General features: G+C 62.1%; 14 protein-coding genes. 8 read left to right on the forward strand and 6 right to left on the reverse strand.

The window, feature by feature from the left end:
- Positions 1-34: 34 nt before the first annotated feature.
- The 7 genes from infB to AB6803_RS29350 all read left to right on the forward strand — a co-directional run bounded on the left by infB (position 35) and on the right by AB6803_RS29350 (position 9,178).
- Positions 35-2,755, forward strand: a complete 2,721-nt coding sequence (gene infB / locus AB6803_RS29320) for a translation initiation factor IF-2 (protein WP_371112179.1) — start codon at positions 35-37, stop codon at positions 2,753-2,755.
- Positions 2,756-2,830: 75 nt separating this feature from the next.
- Complete coding sequence (rbfA, locus tag AB6803_RS29325; protein ID WP_371112180.1) at positions 2,831-3,250, forward strand: 30S ribosome-binding factor RbfA; 420 nt, start codon at positions 2,831-2,833, stop codon at positions 3,248-3,250.
- Between the two features lie 12 nt (positions 3,251-3,262).
- On the forward strand, positions 3,263-4,195 hold the full coding sequence (gene truB, locus AB6803_RS29330; RefSeq protein WP_034516916.1) for a tRNA pseudouridine(55) synthase TruB: 933 nt from the start codon (positions 3,263-3,265) through the stop codon (positions 4,193-4,195).
- Between the two features lie 97 nt (positions 4,196-4,292).
- Positions 4,293-5,144: an alpha/beta fold hydrolase gene (locus AB6803_RS29335; protein ID WP_371112181.1), complete on the forward strand. Its 852-nt coding sequence runs from the start codon at positions 4,293-4,295 to the stop codon at positions 5,142-5,144.
- 152 nt (positions 5,145-5,296) lie between these two features.
- Positions 5,297-5,566: a 30S ribosomal protein S15 gene (rpsO, locus tag AB6803_RS29340; protein WP_007690305.1), complete on the forward strand. Its 270-nt coding sequence runs from the start codon at positions 5,297-5,299 to the stop codon at positions 5,564-5,566.
- A gap of 380 nt (positions 5,567-5,946) precedes the next feature.
- A complete protein-coding gene (gene pnp / locus AB6803_RS29345) occupies positions 5,947-8,079 on the forward strand; it encodes a polyribonucleotide nucleotidyltransferase (protein ID WP_371112182.1) in 2,133 nt (710 codons plus the stop codon).
- A gap of 82 nt (positions 8,080-8,161) precedes the next feature.
- The gene (locus AB6803_RS29350) at positions 8,162-9,178 is read left to right on the forward strand and encodes a class I SAM-dependent methyltransferase (protein ID WP_371112183.1); all 1,017 of its coding nucleotides are present in this window, start codon (positions 8,162-8,164) and stop codon (positions 9,176-9,178) included.
- A 153-nt stretch (positions 9,179-9,331) separates the two neighbouring features.
- Here AB6803_RS29350 and AB6803_RS29355 read toward each other — a convergent pair whose 3' ends face one another.
- The 5 genes from AB6803_RS29355 to fabA form a co-directional block, all read right to left on the reverse strand.
- Entirely contained in the window at positions 9,332-9,913 is a 582-nt protein-coding gene (locus AB6803_RS29355) for a dienelactone hydrolase family protein (RefSeq protein WP_371112184.1), read from the reverse strand.
- Positions 9,914-10,139: 226 nt separating this feature from the next.
- The gene (locus tag AB6803_RS29360) at positions 10,140-10,730 is read right to left on the reverse strand and encodes a GNAT family N-acetyltransferase (protein ID WP_371112185.1); all 591 of its coding nucleotides are present in this window, start codon (positions 10,728-10,730) and stop codon (positions 10,140-10,142) included.
- A gap of 53 nt (positions 10,731-10,783) precedes the next feature.
- Positions 10,784-11,590, reverse strand: a complete 807-nt coding sequence (fabI, locus tag AB6803_RS29365) for an enoyl-ACP reductase FabI (protein WP_371112186.1) — start codon at positions 11,588-11,590, stop codon at positions 10,784-10,786.
- Positions 11,591-11,594: 4 nt separating this feature from the next.
- Complete coding sequence (fabB, locus tag AB6803_RS29370) at positions 11,595-12,821, reverse strand: beta-ketoacyl-ACP synthase I (protein WP_371112187.1); 1,227 nt, start codon at positions 12,819-12,821, stop codon at positions 11,595-11,597.
- 52 nt (positions 12,822-12,873) lie between these two features.
- Positions 12,874-13,389 (reverse strand): 3-hydroxyacyl-[acyl-carrier-protein] dehydratase FabA, encoded by a 516-nt coding sequence (gene fabA / locus AB6803_RS29375; RefSeq protein WP_007690321.1) that lies wholly within the window; start codon positions 13,387-13,389, stop codon positions 12,874-12,876.
- Positions 13,390-13,684: 295 nt separating this feature from the next.
- On the opposite strand from fabA, the gene irrA reads away from it, so the two are divergent.
- Positions 13,685-14,104, forward strand: coding sequence for an iron response transcriptional regulator IrrA (irrA, locus tag AB6803_RS29380; RefSeq protein ID WP_174015293.1), 420 nt, complete (start codon positions 13,685-13,687; stop codon positions 14,102-14,104).
- A gap of 13 nt (positions 14,105-14,117) precedes the next feature.
- Here irrA and AB6803_RS29385 read toward each other — a convergent pair whose 3' ends face one another.
- Positions 14,118-14,753 (reverse strand): trimeric intracellular cation channel family protein, encoded by a 636-nt coding sequence (locus AB6803_RS29385; protein WP_371112188.1) that lies wholly within the window; start codon positions 14,751-14,753, stop codon positions 14,118-14,120.
- Positions 14,754-14,814: the final 61 nt, after the last annotated feature.

The following is a 14,814-nucleotide window of genomic DNA, read 5'->3' on the forward strand; positions in this document are numbered from 1 at the left end:
GTTTCCGAGCCCTGTCCGAAGGAACGGGAACGGAATGACCGACAATCAAGACGACAAGACGCTGAGTGCATCGGGTAAGAAGACCCTCACCCTGAAGCCTTCAGGCGTGAACCAGGGCACCGTGCGCCAGGACATGGGCCGCGGTCGCACCAAGGCGGTCGTGGTTGAGACCCGCAAGCGCCGTCCGCTACGCCCAGAAGACGAAAAGCCGATCGTTGCGACGACTGCCGCCACGCCATCCGTGACGCGGGTTGCCGAACCGACGCCGCAGCCGCCGCGCCCGCCGCAGCCGGCTCCGCGCATTCATCAACCAGGTGGCCAGCAGCAGCGGCCGCAGCAATCCAACCAGAACAACCAGCAGCGCCCGCAGCAGGAACGTTCGTCGCGTCCGGTGGTCCTGAACCATCTGTCGGCTGGCGAAATGGATGCCCGCCGCCGCGCGCTTGCCGAAGCCCAGATCCGTGACGCCGCCGACGCGGTTCGTCGCGCCGAGGAAGAAGCCCGCCGCGCCGAGGAAGAGGCCGCTCGCCGCATCGTCGAGCAGGCTGAAGCCGCTCGTCGCGCCGAGGAAGAGGCCGCTCGCGCCCTTGAGCCCAAGGTCGAGACGCCCGCACCGGTGGAAGAACCGAAGCCGGCAGTCCAGGCAACTGCTGCTCCGGTTGTTGCCCGTCGTCCGGATGCGGCTCCGCAGCCGGCGCGCCCAGGCGCTCCAGCCGCTGAAGCACCGGCCAATCGCCGCCGGGTCAATGAAGAAGAAACCGATCGTGGCCCGCCGCGCGGTGGCGCCCCCGCTCGTGGCAAGGTCGTTCGCGCCGAACCGGCAAAGCCGGTCACCACGCGTCCGAAGACGGACGAAGAGCGCCGCCGCGGCAAGCTGACGGTTACGACCGCCAATGTCGACGAAGACGGTAGCGCCCGTGGCCGCTCACTGTCGGCCATGCGCCGTCGCCAGGAAAAGTTCCGCCGCAGCCAGATGCAGGAAACGCGCGAGAAGATCACGCGTGAAGTCGTGCTACCGGAAACCATCACCATCCAGGAACTGTCGCAGCGCATGTCCGAACGTGCCGTCGACGTCATCAAGTTCCTGATGAAGGAAGGCCAGATGATGAAGCCGGGCGACGTCATTGACGCCGATCTGGCAGAACTCATCGCCGCCGAATTCGGCCACACGGTCAAGCGCGTTTCGGAATCGGACGTCGAACTCGGCATCTTCAATGTTGGCGACGAAGACGGCGAACTGATTTCCCGTCCGCCCGTCGTCACCATCATGGGCCACGTCGACCACGGCAAGACCTCGCTGCTCGACGCCATCCGCCACGCCAATGTGGTGGCCGGTGAAGCCGGTGGCATCACCCAGCATATCGGCGCGTACCAGGTCGAACAGAACGGTCACAAGATCACCTTCATCGACACCCCGGGCCATGCCGCCTTCACGGCGATGCGTGCCCGTGGCGCCCAGGCGACCGACATCGCCGTTCTGGTGGTTGCGGCCGACGACAGCGTGATGCCGCAGACGATCGAATCGATCAACCATGCCAAGGCCGCAGGCGTTCCGATCATCGTTGCGATCAACAAGGTCGACAAGCCTTCCGCCGATCCGCAGAAGGTTCGCAACCAGCTGCTGCAGCACGAAGTCTTCGTGGAATCCATGGGCGGTGAAGTGCTCGACGTGGAAGTTTCCGCGAAGAACCGCACCAACCTCGACAAGCTGCTCGAAGCCATCCTGCTGCAGGCGGAAATCCTTGATCTCAAGGCCAATCCGAACCGCACCGCTGAAGGCACCGTCATCGAAGCCCAGCTCGATCGCGGCCGTGGCTCCGTTGCCACTGTCCTCATCCAGAAGGGCACCCTGCGTCCGGGCCAGATCGTCGTTGCCGGCGATCAGTGGGGCCGCGTGCGCGCTCTGGTCAACGACAAGGGCGAGCATGTGAAGGAAGCCGGTCCGGCGACCCCGGTCGAGGTTCTCGGTCTTTCCGGTGCACCGCAGGCCGGCGACAAGTTCGCCGTCGTCGAAAACGAAAGCCGTGCCCGCGAAATCTCGGAATATCGTCAGCGCCTGACCCGCGACAAGGCGGCTGCTCGTCAGTCCGTCCAGCGCGGTTCGCTGGAACAGATGATGATGACGCTTCAGGCCACGGGGACAAAGGAATTCCCGCTGGTCATCAAGGGCGACGTGCAGGGCTCGATCGAAGCCATTGCCGGCGCGCTGGACAAGCTCGGTACCGACGAAGTTCGTGCTCGCATCGTGCATTCCGGCGTCGGCGGCGTGACCGAATCCGATATCTCGCTGGCCGGAGCCTCCGACGCGGCGATCATCGGCTTCAACGTCCGCGCCAACTCGCAGGCTCGTACGCTCGCCGAGCGTGAAGGCATCGAAATCCGCTACTACAACATCATCTACGACCTGGTGGATGACGTGAAGGCAGCGATGTCGGGCCTGCTCTCTCCGGAACGGCGCGAAACCTTCCTCGGCAACGCCGAAATCCTCGAGGTGTTCAACATCACGAAGGTCGGCAAGGTCGCGGGTTGCCGCGTCACCGAAGGCAAGGTCGAGCGCGGCGTCGGCGTCCGCCTGGTGCGCGACAACGTCGTCATCCACGAAGGCAAGCTCAAGACGCTCAAGCGCTTCAAGGACGAAGTCTCCGAAGTCAACATGGGCCAGGAATGCGGTATGGCCTTCGAAAACTACGAAGACATCCGCGCCGGCGATACGATCGAATGCTTCCGCGTCGAGCATATCACCCGCACGCTGTAAAAGCGCGAAGTTGAAACAATGGGACGGGCGCCGGAACATGCAGTCCGGCGCCCGAATCTTTTGGGACCAAAGCAAATGGCAACAAGACCAACTACTTCCGCGCCTTCGCAGCGCATGCTTCGCGTCGGCGAACAGGTGCGCGCCGCGATCACCCAGGTCCTGCAGCGCGGCGAAGTGCGTGACGACCTGATCGAACGAACCGTGATCTCCATTTCCGAGGTGCGTATGTCGCCGGACCTGAAGATCGCCACCGCCTTTGTGACGCCCCTCGGCGTCGCCGACCACGACCTCATCATCGATACGCTCAATCGCCACACGAAATACATCCGTGGCCGTCTCGGGCAGCATCTCCGGCAGATGAAATTCATGCCGGAAATCCGCTTCAAAGACGATACCAGCTTCGACAACTACAAGAAGATCGATGCGCTGCTGCGGTCGCCGGAGGTCCAGCGCGACCTCAAGGACGACGACACCGATACCGACGAAAACCGATAACAGAGACAGAGAATGTCCAAACCACGCAAGCCCAAGGGCCGCCCGATTTCGGGCTGGCTGATCCTCGACAAGCCGGTTGATTTCGGCTCGACCGAGGCCGTTTCCAAGATCAAATGGCTGTTCAAGGCGCAGAAGGCGGGCCATGCCGGCACGCTCGATCCGCTTGCCTCCGGCATGCTGCCGATCGCGCTTGGCGACGCCACCAAGACCGTTCCCTACGTCATGGACGGCCGCAAGATCTACGAATTCACCGTCAGCTGGGGCGAGGAACGCGCCACGGACGACCTTGAAGGCGAAGTGACGCAGTCTTCGGACAAGCGCCCAAGCGAAGACGAGATCCGCGCGCTGCTGCCAAACTACACAGGCGTCATCAACCAGATCCCGCCGCAGTTTTCCGCGATCAAGATCGCCGGCGAGCGCGCCTACGACCTCGCCCGCGAGGGTGAAACGGTCGAAATCCCGTCGCGCGAAGTCGAGATCTTCCGTCTGACGCTGCTTGCCTGCCCGGATGCCGACACGGCGCATTTCGAAGTGGAATGCGGCAAGGGTACCTATGTCCGGGCACTTGCCCGCGATTTCGGCCGCGATCTCGGCTGCTACGGCCATATTTCCGGCCTGCGCCGCAGCTTCGTCGCGCCCTTCGCCGAGGAGGCCATGGTGCCGCTCGCCGATCTGGTGGCGCTCGAGGAGATCGAGGACGCGGATGAGCGGCTTGCCGCCCTGGACGCGCTGCTGATCGACACCGCCGAGGCGCTGTCATCCCTACCGCATCTCGTCATCAACGACGACCAGGCGCATCGCCTGAAGATGGGCAACCCTATTCTCGTGCGCGGCCGCGATGCGCCTGTTGCCGAAACCGAAGCCTATGCCACGGCGCGCGGCAAGCTGATCGCCATCGGCGAGATCGGCGAAGGCGAATTCCGCCCGAAGCGGGTTTTCGGCTGATCGCTATTCGGCCAGCCGAAAATGGCGGGACTCGCGAGGCAACAGCGATGCGATATGTTTTCCGACGGGCTATGAAGGCCCGTTCAAGGGGGAAGATATGCGCGGAGTTAAAATCGGAATACTGACGTTCTTTTCGCTGTTCCTGACGGTTGCCAGCGCCCATTCCGCCGAGCGGTGGGCCGCACTTCCGGCTTTTCCTCCAATGCCGGAGCCGAAGACGAGCGGCATGGCCGATGTCAACGACATCAAGATGTATTATGCCGAATATGGTGAGGGCACCCCGATCCTCTTCATCCATGGCGGGCTTGGAAATGCCGATGTCTGGGGCCATCAGGTCGCTGATTTCGCGAGGGATCATCTGGTCATCGTCGCCGACAGCCGCGGGCATGGTCGCTCCACGCGCAGCCAGCAACCCTTCGGCTACGATCTGATGACTTCGGATTATGCCGCGCTTCTCGACTATCTGAAAACCGGCAAGGTAACGTTGGTGGGATGGTCGGATGGCGGCATCATCGGCATCGACATGGCAATGAAGTACCCCGATAAGCTGACGCGCGTAATCGCTCAGGCGGCAAATGTCACGACCGATGGGGTGAAACCTGACGTGATGAACAACAAGACCTTCAGCAACTACATCGATGTCGCCGGCGAATATTACAGGAAACTGTCGCCGACGCCGAACGAATACGATGCTTTTGTCAACCAGATCTCGGAGATGTGGGCAACGCAACCGGCATGGACGGCAGCCGACCTTGGAAAGATCGCGGTGCCGGTTACGCTTGCCATCGGTGACCAAGACGAGGCGGTTAAGCTCGACCATACGCAGATGATGGCGAAGGAAATTCCGGGCGCGAAGCTTGTCATCCTGAAAGACGCCAGCCATTTCGCCATGCTGCAGGATCCTGAGGGTTATGATGCGATGATCCGGAATGCCATGGCGGGGCGCTGAAAGCCGCCTGGGGGAGAACCCTCTTTCCATTACCGCTTATTTGGTTTATAGGCAGCGCCAGCATCGGGCCTGCTCGATTGCATTCGCGGCCAATGCTGGACGACATCCCGGCGTTTGGCGACTTATTTCCTCCTCATAGAAAGGACCATCCGATGTCGATTACTGCTGAGCGCAAAGCTGCGCTGATCAAGGAATACGCCACCGTCGAAGGCGATACCGGTTCTCCGGAAGTCCAGGTTGCTATCCTGACCGAGCGCATCAACAACCTCACGGACCATTTCAAGGACCACAAGAAGGACAACCACTCCCGTCGTGGCCTCCTGACCATGGTCTCCAGCCGCCGTTCGCTTCTTGATTACCTCAAGAAGAAGGATGAAGGCCGCTATTCCAAGCTGATCGGTAGCCTCGGCATCCGTCGCTAATGAATTTTCCGGCGGGCGTTCACCTGAACGTCCGCCGGATGCTTTTGGGGCATACCTGCTCCGCCCGAACATGATCCCGAAGAATGCGAAGCAGTTTTCGGACGGGATCATGGTACAATGGAAGACCTGTTTGTGCGGCGCGCTCCGTTTGCGCCAGATAAAACAGACCCGGCAGCCCGGATGGGCCGGTGCTGCCAACAACAACCGTTGACCTGTCATGGGGCAGGATTGCCGGATGCTTTCAGCCGAAGCCGCAAGCTTCGGCCGATCCTTGAAAGCCTCTCGTTGTCTTGCCCGTGATGCGTCACATTCGTGCGGTTGAAGATGTGCCTTGCCGCCCCGGCGACGGCGCCTTTTCCCGCATCACGCAAGGACAAGATATGTTCGATATCCATACCGTCGAAATCGAGTGGGCAGGCCGCCCGCTGAAGCTCGAAACCGGCAAGATCGCCCGCCAGGCTGATGGCGCCGTCATGGCGACCTACGGCGAGACCGTGGTTCTTGCCACCGTCGTTTCGGCCAAGTCGCCGAAGCCGGGCCAGGATTTCTTCCCGCTCACCGTCAACTACCAGGAAAAGACCTATGCAGCCGGCAAGATCCCCGGCGGCTACTTCAAGCGCGAAGGCCGTCCGAGCGAAAAGGAAACCCTGGTTTCCCGCCTGATCGACCGCCCGATCCGCCCGCTCTTCCCGGAAGGCTACAAGAACGATACCCAGGTCGTCGTCACCGTCATTCAGCATGACCTCGAAAACGATCCGGACATCCTGTCGATGGTTGCCACTTCGGCTGCCCTGACGTTGTCGGGCGTTCCGTTCATGGGCCCGATCGGCGGCGCCCGCGTCGGTTACATCAACGGCGAATACGTCCTCAACCCGCATCTCGACGAGATGGACGAATCGAGCCTCGACCTCGTCGTCGCCGGCACGCAGGACGCCGTTCTGATGGTTGAGTCGGAAGCCAAGGAATTGCCTGAAGACGTCATGCTCGGCGCCGTCATGTTCGGTCATCGCGGTTTCCAGCCCGTCATCGACGCGATCATCAAGCTCGCTGAAGTCGCTGCCAAGGAACCGCGCGATTTCACGCCGGAAGATCATTCCGAACTCGAAGCCGAAATGCTCGGCATCGCCGAAGCCGAGCTGCGCACCGCCTACAAGAACACGCAGAAGGCCGAGCGTTACGCTGCCGTCGACGCCGTCAAGGCCAAGGTCAAGGCACACTTCTTCCCGGAAGGCGTCGAGCCGAAGTATTCCGCCGAAGTCATCGGCGCCGTCTTCAAGCACCTGCAGGCCAAGATCGTTCGCTGGAACATCCTCGACACCAAGAGCCGCATCGACGGCCGCGACCTGTCGACCGTTCGCCCGATCGTTTCGGAAGTCGGCCTTCTGCCGCGCACGCACGGTTCGGCGCTGTTTACCCGCGGTGAAACGCAGGCAATCGTCGTCGCCACGCTCGGCACCGGCGAAGACGAACAGTATGTCGACAGCCTGACCGGCATGTACAAGGAGCGCTTCCTGCTCCATTACAACTTCCCTCCCTACTCGGTTGGCGAAACCGGCCGCATGGGCTCCCCGGGTCGTCGCGAAATCGGTCACGGCAAGCTCGCATGGCGCGCTATCCGCCCGATGCTGCCGACGGTCGAACAGTTCCCCTACACGCTGCGCGTCGTCTCCGAGATCACCGAGTCCAACGGCTCGTCCTCGATGGCAACGGTTTGCGGCACCTCGCTCGCACTGATGGACGCCGGCGTTCCACTGGCCAAGCCAGTTGCCGGCATTGCCATGGGTCTGATCCTGGAAGGTGATCGCTTCGCTGTTCTCTCCGACATTCTCGGTGACGAAGACCACCTCGGCGACATGGACTTCAAGGTCGCCGGCACTGCCGACGGCATCACCTCGCTGCAGATGGACATCAAGATCGCCGGCATCACCGAAGAGATCATGAAGGTCGCTCTCGGCCAGGCACAGGGCGGTCGCACCCACATCCTCGGCGAAATGTCCAAGGCAATCACCGAAAGCCGCGGCCAGCTCGGCGAATTCGCACCGCGCATCGAAGTCATGAACATCCCGGTCGACAAGATCCGTGAAGTCATCGGCTCCGGCGGCAAGGTCATCCGCGAAATCGTCGAAAAGACCGGCGCGAAGATCAACATCGAAGACGACGGCACCGTCAAGATCGCCTCGTCCTCCGGCAAGGAAATCGAAGCGGCCCGCAAGTGGATCCACTCGATCGTCGCCGAGCCGGAAGTCGGCCAGATCTACGAAGGCACTGTTGTCAAGACCGCCGACTTCGGCGCTTTCGTCAACTTCTTCGGCGCCCGCGACGGCCTCGTGCATATCTCGCAGCTCGCTTCCGAGCGTGTCGCCAAGACCCAGGACGTCGTCAAGGAAGGCGACAAGGTCTGGGTCAAGCTGCTCGGCTTCGACGAACGCGGCAAGGTCCGCCTGTCCATGAAGGTTGTCGATCAGGCAACCGGCCAGGAACTCGCCGCCAAGAAGGACGACGCGGCCGAATAAGCTGCGCCTCCATTCATGTTCCGGGGCGCGGAATTCGTTTCCGCGCCCTTTTTCTATCCGCTGACCGCACGAGACCAAGACCATGAGCCGCGACGCCCTGAAGACCCTGTTCCATCCCTTTGCCTCCGGCACCGTCGCCACGCCCGGCGAAGGCGAGCGCATCCTGTTTCTCGGCGCGGAAGCGGGCTTTTCCCTGCCGGCCGACTTTGCCGCAGAGCTTTCCGCCGTCCAGGGCTTCCGGCCCTTCTACCGCCAGCTGCAGGCGCAGCGGATCAATGTGACACCGGAGATCGAGGGCGCGGATTATGACGGCGCGCTGGTGCTCTGCACCAAGCACAAGGGCGAGAACGAGGCCTCTATCGCCACGGCGCTGTCGCGCGTGAAGGCGGGTGGGTTGATCGTCGTCGCCGGCAGCAAGGAAGACGGCATCCAGCCGCTGCGCAAGCGCGTCGAAGGCTTCGGCCTCGAGGTCAACCATATGCCGAAATATCACGGCGTCGCCTTCTGGTTCGCCCGTCCGGCCGATATCAGCGCGCCGACCGCGCAGCTGGTGAAGCCCGCCACGCGCGTCGACGGCCGCTTTACCACGACAGCGGGCATGTTCTCGCATGACCGCATCGATGCCGGCTCGGAATTGCTCGCTTCGCGCCTGCCGACCGATTTTTCCGGCGATGCCGCTGATTTCGGCGCCGGCTGGGGGTACCTCTCGGTGGAACTGGCGACCAAGTCGCCACGGATTGCCCGTATCGACCTCTACGAGGCCCACTACGACGCGCTGGAGGCCGCGAGGGCCAATCTCCTTGCAAACTGCCCGAAGGTCGCTCAGCGCTTCTTCTGGCACGACCTGGCCGGCGAGCCGGTCAAGGACAAGTACGACCTGATCATCATGAACCCGCCCTTCCATGAAGGGCACGCCGCCGAGCCTTCGCTTGGCCAGGCGATGATCAAGACGGCGTCTTCGGCGCTGCGCGGCGGCGGCCGCCTGATGCTGGTCGCCAATCGCGGCCTGCCCTACGAGCCGGTGCTGGCTGAGAACTTCAAGGAAAGCGGCGAGACCTGCCGCAATGCGCGCTTCAAGGTGCTGTGGGCGAAGAAGTAAACGGCGGATCGGACGTCAAATCCGGTGATAGACCCTATGCTCGACAAGATTTCGGAGCGTGGCTTCATCATTCGATTTGGTGCCGATCCTCGGCATGAGCCAGAGTCGGTTCACCATAATGACAGCTCGGCCTTTGCTCGAACCGAGCATGGATCAAACGCGATCCAGGAACTCAAGCACTCGGATGGTGAGTAGCGCGGTTGCGTCGGCGTCATATGACGAGAGCGAGCTGTCGGCGAAGTAGTGCTGATCGCCAGGGTACAGGAAAAGCTCCGCGTCCTCGACCTTCTCCACGATCTGGCGGGCGGCGTCGATGTCGCCCTCGCCGACGAAGATCGGGTCGTTGTCCATACCGTGAATCTGGACCGCGACGCCGTCCGGCCAGGGTCCGAAGGCCCACTCGCCACTGATCGGCAGGCAAGAGTGAAAGAGCAGGGCTCCGCGGGCTCCGGGCCGTGTCTGTGCCAGCTTCTGCGCCGGCAGCACACCGAACGAGAACCCGGCGTAGACGATCTCGGGAGGTAGTTCGTCGGCGAAGCGGACGCCGCGCTCCCGCATGTCGTCGAATCCGACCTCACCGATATAGGCGAGACCCGCATCGATGCTCTGGAACGTGCGTCCGTCGAACAGGTCCGGCGTGTGCACGATGTGACCGGTGGCCCGCAAGTCGTCGGCGAAGGCACGCACACCCAGGGTCAGCCCCTGTGCGTGGTGGAACAACAAGACCTCGGCCATACGGAGCCTCCGGGTTGGATGGTCTGGCACACGTTCGGCCACTTTACAGAGTCACCGCCTCGCCGGGAAGAGTGCGGACGCGTTACAGAAATAACGACGGCAAACTGCCAGATGCCCCATTGAATTGCCTTTGAGCAAGCACGGAAGTCCACCAGTCTGAAAAGTGCCGCTGATGTCTTGCTGCATGGGACCGGGCTACCCCTACGACATCGCGAGCGAAAGCCCGCTACGTGCCCGCTCCATCCGCCCATTCGTGGCTGAGAACGGCATAGATATATTCGTCGCCCCAGACACCGTTGAAACGGTCATTTTCAATCAGATGCGCCTCGCGGCGCAATCCCAGCCGTTCGACGACCCCGACGGAAGCGGTATTTTGCGCATCCAGCCGCGCGAAAATCCGGTGCAGGCCGAATGTGCCGAAGCCCAGATCGATGATGGTACGCACCGCCTCGGTCGCGTAGCCTTTGCCGGCAAAGGCCGGATTGAAGATATAGCCGATCTCGGCCTGCAGCGCGGCCTTGCTGGTGAGTTTCAGGCTGACATCACCCAAAAGGGCGCCATCCTCCCGCCGAAGCACCGCCCAGCGCAAGGAACTACCATCTTCCGAGAGACACGAATTCAAGCTGGCGTCGAAACGCTCCCGCAACGCCTCCGCCGACGGCGGGTCGCGGTAGAGGAAACGATAGATGGAAGGCAATGAGCGATAGGCGCTGAAGGCCTCGAAATCCTCGGGCATGAAGCCGCGAAGGATGAGACGTTCGGTGGATGCGAAGGGTTCGGCGTTCGTGAACGTCATCGGGAAGCCCGGCGGGATCATCCAAGAAGATTACCCCTCATGGCTCTTGGCCGCGAGGGGTATCAAATTGCGATTTACTCGACGTCGGCGTTGTTCAGCGCTTCCAGCGTCGGCATCGAGGTGATGTTGTAGCCGGCATCGACGAAGTGGATTTCGCCGGTGACGCCTGCCGACAGATCGGAGAGCAAATAGAGCGACGAGGAGCCGACCTGGTCGATGGTCACAGACTTGCGCAGCGGTGCGTTGCGCTGGTTCCACGACAGGATGGCGCGGGCATCGGAAATGCCGGCGCCGGCGAGCGTACGGATCGGGCCGGCGGAGACGGCGTTGACGCGGATGCCGCGCGGGCCGTAATCGGCGGCCAGATAGCGCACGGAGGCTTCCAGAGCCGCCTTGGCGACGCCCATGACGTTGTAGTTCGGGATCACCCGCGTCGAGCCGTTATAGGTCAGCGTCAGCATGCTGCCGCCGTCCGTCATCAGGTCGGCGGCGCGCTTGGCGATCTCGGTGAAGGAGAAACAGGAAATCACCATCGTGCGGGTGAAGTTGTCGCGCGTGGTGTTGGCGTAGAGGCCCTTCAGCTCGTTCTTGTCGGAAAAGCCGATGGCGTGGACGATGAAGTCCAGCTTACCCCAGCGCGCCTTGATCTCGTCGAACACGGCGTCGACGGAGGCCAAATCCTCAACGTCGCAGGGCAGGAGGAAATCAGAGCCGACTTCAGCCGCGAGCGGCTTGACGCGCTTGCCGAGCGCTTCGCCCTGGAAGGTGAATGCCAGTTCCGCGCCTTCGGCGGCGAGCGCCTTCGAAATGCCCCAGGCAATGGAATGATTGTTTGCGACGCCCATGATGAGGCCGCGCTTACCCTGCATGATACCCGTCATTGCCTTATCCGTTGTAGCGCTGGAATACGAGCGTGGCATTGGTGCCGCCGAAACCGAAGGAATTGGAGAGAGCGATGTCGATCTTGGCATCGTCGATGCGCTTGCGCACGACCGGCACGCCTTCGAATTCCGGGTCGAGTTCGGTGATATGGGCGCTTTCGCCGATGAAGCGCTCCTGCATCATCAGGATCGAATAGATCGATTCCTGTACGCCGGCAGCACCGAGCGAATGGCCCGTCAGCGACTTGGTCGACTGGATCGGCGGGATCTTGCTGCCGAAAACCTCGCGGATAGCGCCGATTTCCTTGCTGTCGCCGACCGGGGTCGAGGTGCCGTGGGTGTTGATATAGTCGATATCGCCCTTCACGGTGGCGAGCGCCTGGCGCATGCAGCGCACCGCGCCCTCGCCCGACGGAGCGACCATGTCGTAACCGTCGGAGGTAGCGCCGTAGCCGACGATTTCGGCATAGATCTTGGCGCCGCGCGCCTTGGCGTGTTCCAGCTCCTCGAGCACCAGCACGCCGGCGCCGCCGGCGATGACGAAGCCGTCGCGGCTGGCATCATAGGCGCGCGAGGCGGTTTCCGGGTGATCCTCGTTGAACTTGGAGGACATGGCGCCCATGGCGTCGAAGAGGTTCGACATGGTCCAGTCGAGATCCTCGTGGCCGCCGGCGAACATCACGTCCTGCTTGCCCCACTGGATCATCTCGGCGGCGTTGCCGATGCAATGCGCCGAGGTCGAGCAGGCCGACGAGATGGAATAGTTGACGCCGTAGATCTTGAACCAGGTGGCGAGCGTGGCCGAGGCCGTCGACGACATCGCCTTCGGCACAGCAAAGGGGCCAACGCGCTTCGGGCTGTTGTTCTTGCGGGTAATGTCGGCGGCTTCGATCAGCGTGCGCGTCGAAGGGCCGCCTGAGCCCATGATGATGCCGGTGCGCTCGTTGTTACTGATGTCGCTCTCTTCGAGGCCGCTATCGGCGATCGCCTGCTTCATGGCGACATGGTTCCAGGCACCGCCCTGCGACAGGAAGCGCATGGCGCGGCGGTCCACCAGATCGGTCGTGTCGATCTTGGGCGAACCCCAGACCTGGCACTTGAAACCATGTTCGGCGAAATCGTTCGAAAACGAGATACCCGACTTGGCTTCGCGCAACGACGCGGTAACTTCTTGCGCATCATTCCCAATGGATGAAACGATACCCAGACCAGTGACAACAACCCGTCTCATGTCGATGACCTTTTCTAAAACGCAGTCTTTGTGGAGGCGGCAGGGCCGCGGTTCAGGCAGCCTTGTCCTTTGACAGGCCGACGCGCAGGTCGCTCGCCTGATAAATAACTTCACCATCAGCCTTCAAGTAACCGTCGGCAGTGCCGAGGACGAGGCGGCCGCGCATGACGCGCTTGAAGTCGATGCCGTATTCGAGGAGCTTGGTGTCCGGACGAACCATGCCCTTGAACTTCACTTCGCCGGTCGACAGCGCCATGCCGCGGCCGGGCTCGCCGAGCCAGCCGAGGAAGAAGCCGGTCAGCTGCCACATGCCATCCAGGCCGAGGCAGCCCGGCATGATCGGATTGCCGGCAAAATGGCAGGGGAAGTACCAGTCGTCGGGACGCACGTCATATTCGGCGCGGATGTAGCCCTTGTCGAAGGCACCACCGGTTTCGGAAATATCTGTAATGCGATGGACCATCAGCATCGGTGGCAGGGGAAGCTGCGCATTGCCCGGGCCGAACAATTCGCCGCGGCCGCAGGACAGGATTTCCTCATAGTTGAAGCTGGATTGTCTCGTCGTCATAAAAATTCCGTTCCCCCGCATGGATGCCGTGGATGTGAAGCTTTAGTGCAAGATCGAGGGAAAATGAAGCGTAAGCATGACACGCCCATTTTGCCGCCCGATGGCCGCACTTCACTATATGTGGTCGTCGCATACAGGAACGCTAGGGCTGCTGCCAGTGGCAAATGCGGCAAGAGCCCTATTTTTCCGGCGATTGACAGCCTTCCCACCCCATCGAAACTATTGAAAGCAATCCGTGCAAAAGTTATATGGCTTAATCAAGAATTACAGAGATCAGGAATCCGGAGTTCCCTGAATGGCGGAAGAAGCCGAAATCGCGATCGAAACCAGGCTGCGCAATGCCGGCCTGAGGCCGACCCGACAGCGCATAGCGCTCGGCGATCTGCTTTTTGCCAAGGGTGACCGCCACCTGACCGTCGAGGAGCTTCACGAGGAAGCCGTCACCGCCGGCGTGCCGGTCTCGCTCGCCACCGTTTACAACACGCTGCATCAATTCACCGAGGCTGGCCTGATCCGCGTGCTGGCCGTCGAAAGCGCCAAGACCTATTTCGACACCAACGTCTCCGACCACCACCACTTCTTCGTCGAAGGCCATAACGAAGTGCTGGATATTCCGATCAGCAATCTGACGATCGCGAACCTGCCGGAGCCGCCGGCGGGCATGGAAATCGCCCATGTCGACGTCGTCATCCGTCTGCGCCGCAAGCAGCGGTAAGCTATAAGCTAGCTCACATCACATCGTCGGGATGCCGGCCGGGCTTATGATGATAGGTCGGGAAGGTCCAGCCGAACCAGAGCGCACCACCGCGCACGGCGAAGGCGGCGGCAACGCCGAGCCCTGCCGAGGCATAGAGTGGCATCGTCGTCGCGTTGGCCGCGGTGAAGACGCCGGCGCCGATGAGGGCGGCGGTCACATAGATTTCCGGCCGCAGCAGCACCGAGGGCTCGTTTGCGAGCAGATCGCGCAGGATACCGCCGAAGGTCGCCGTCAGCGCCCCGGTGACGATGGCAACCGTCGGCGAGCCCGTCGCCGCCATGCCCTTGGCAGCCCCCATGACGCAATAGGCTGACAGACCGATGGCATCGAGCCAGATCAGCAGCCGATAGCGCGATTCGAACAGATGCGCGGTGAAGAAGACCAACACGCCGACCAAGGCGCAGATGATGATATAGGTCGGGTTCAACACCCAGAAGACCGGCACGCGACCGAGGATGATGTCCCGAAGCGTGCCGCCGCCGGTACCGGTGACGGCGGCAAAGAACAGGAAGCCGATCAGATCGAGCTGCTTGCGCGAGGCCGCCAGCGCGCCGGTGGCGGCGAAGAGCGCGACGCCGGCATAGTCGAGAAACGAAAGAAGCGACATCGGGAGCTCCAACAGAATGCCGGCGGCGATTTTGGCGGAGTGAATCACGGCGGCAAGGGTC

Origin of the sequence: Rhizobium sp. RCC_161_2 (genome assembly GCF_041355235.1) — a bacterium.
Lineage (GTDB): Bacteria > Pseudomonadota > Alphaproteobacteria > Rhizobiales > Rhizobiaceae > Rhizobium.

Excerpts from the sequence above, each read along its gene's own strand:
- infB (WP_371112179.1), top strand. The coding sequence starts at position 35 with ATGACCGACAATCAAGACGACAAGACGCTGAGTGCATCGGGTAAGAAG.
- rbfA (WP_371112180.1), top strand. The coding sequence starts at position 2,831 with ATGGCAACAAGACCAACTACTTCCGCGCCTTCGCAGCGCATGCTTCGC.
- truB (WP_034516916.1), top strand. The coding sequence starts at position 3,263 with ATGTCCAAACCACGCAAGCCCAAGGGCCGCCCGATTTCGGGCTGGCTG.
- AB6803_RS29335 (WP_371112181.1), top strand. The coding sequence starts at position 4,293 with ATGCGCGGAGTTAAAATCGGAATACTGACGTTCTTTTCGCTGTTCCTG.
- rpsO (WP_007690305.1), top strand. The coding sequence starts at position 5,297 with ATGTCGATTACTGCTGAGCGCAAAGCTGCGCTGATCAAGGAATACGCC.
- pnp (WP_371112182.1), top strand. The coding sequence starts at position 5,947 with ATGTTCGATATCCATACCGTCGAAATCGAGTGGGCAGGCCGCCCGCTG.
- AB6803_RS29350 (WP_371112183.1), top strand. The coding sequence starts at position 8,162 with ATGAGCCGCGACGCCCTGAAGACCCTGTTCCATCCCTTTGCCTCCGGC.
- AB6803_RS29355 (WP_371112184.1), bottom strand. The coding sequence starts at position 9,913 with ATGGCCGAGGTCTTGTTGTTCCACCACGCACAGGGGCTGACCCTGGGT.
- AB6803_RS29360 (WP_371112185.1), bottom strand. The coding sequence starts at position 10,730 with ATGATCCCGCCGGGCTTCCCGATGACGTTCACGAACGCCGAACCCTTC.
- fabI (WP_371112186.1), bottom strand. The coding sequence starts at position 11,590 with ATGACGGGTATCATGCAGGGTAAGCGCGGCCTCATCATGGGCGTCGCA.
- fabB (WP_371112187.1), bottom strand. The coding sequence starts at position 12,821 with ATGAGACGGGTTGTTGTCACTGGTCTGGGTATCGTTTCATCCATTGGG.
- fabA (WP_007690321.1), bottom strand. The coding sequence starts at position 13,389 with ATGACGACGAGACAATCCAGCTTCAACTATGAGGAAATCCTGTCCTGC.
- irrA (WP_174015293.1), top strand. The coding sequence starts at position 13,685 with ATGGCGGAAGAAGCCGAAATCGCGATCGAAACCAGGCTGCGCAATGCC.
- AB6803_RS29385 (WP_371112188.1), bottom strand. The coding sequence starts at position 14,753 with ATGTCGCTTCTTTCGTTTCTCGACTATGCCGGCGTCGCGCTCTTCGCC.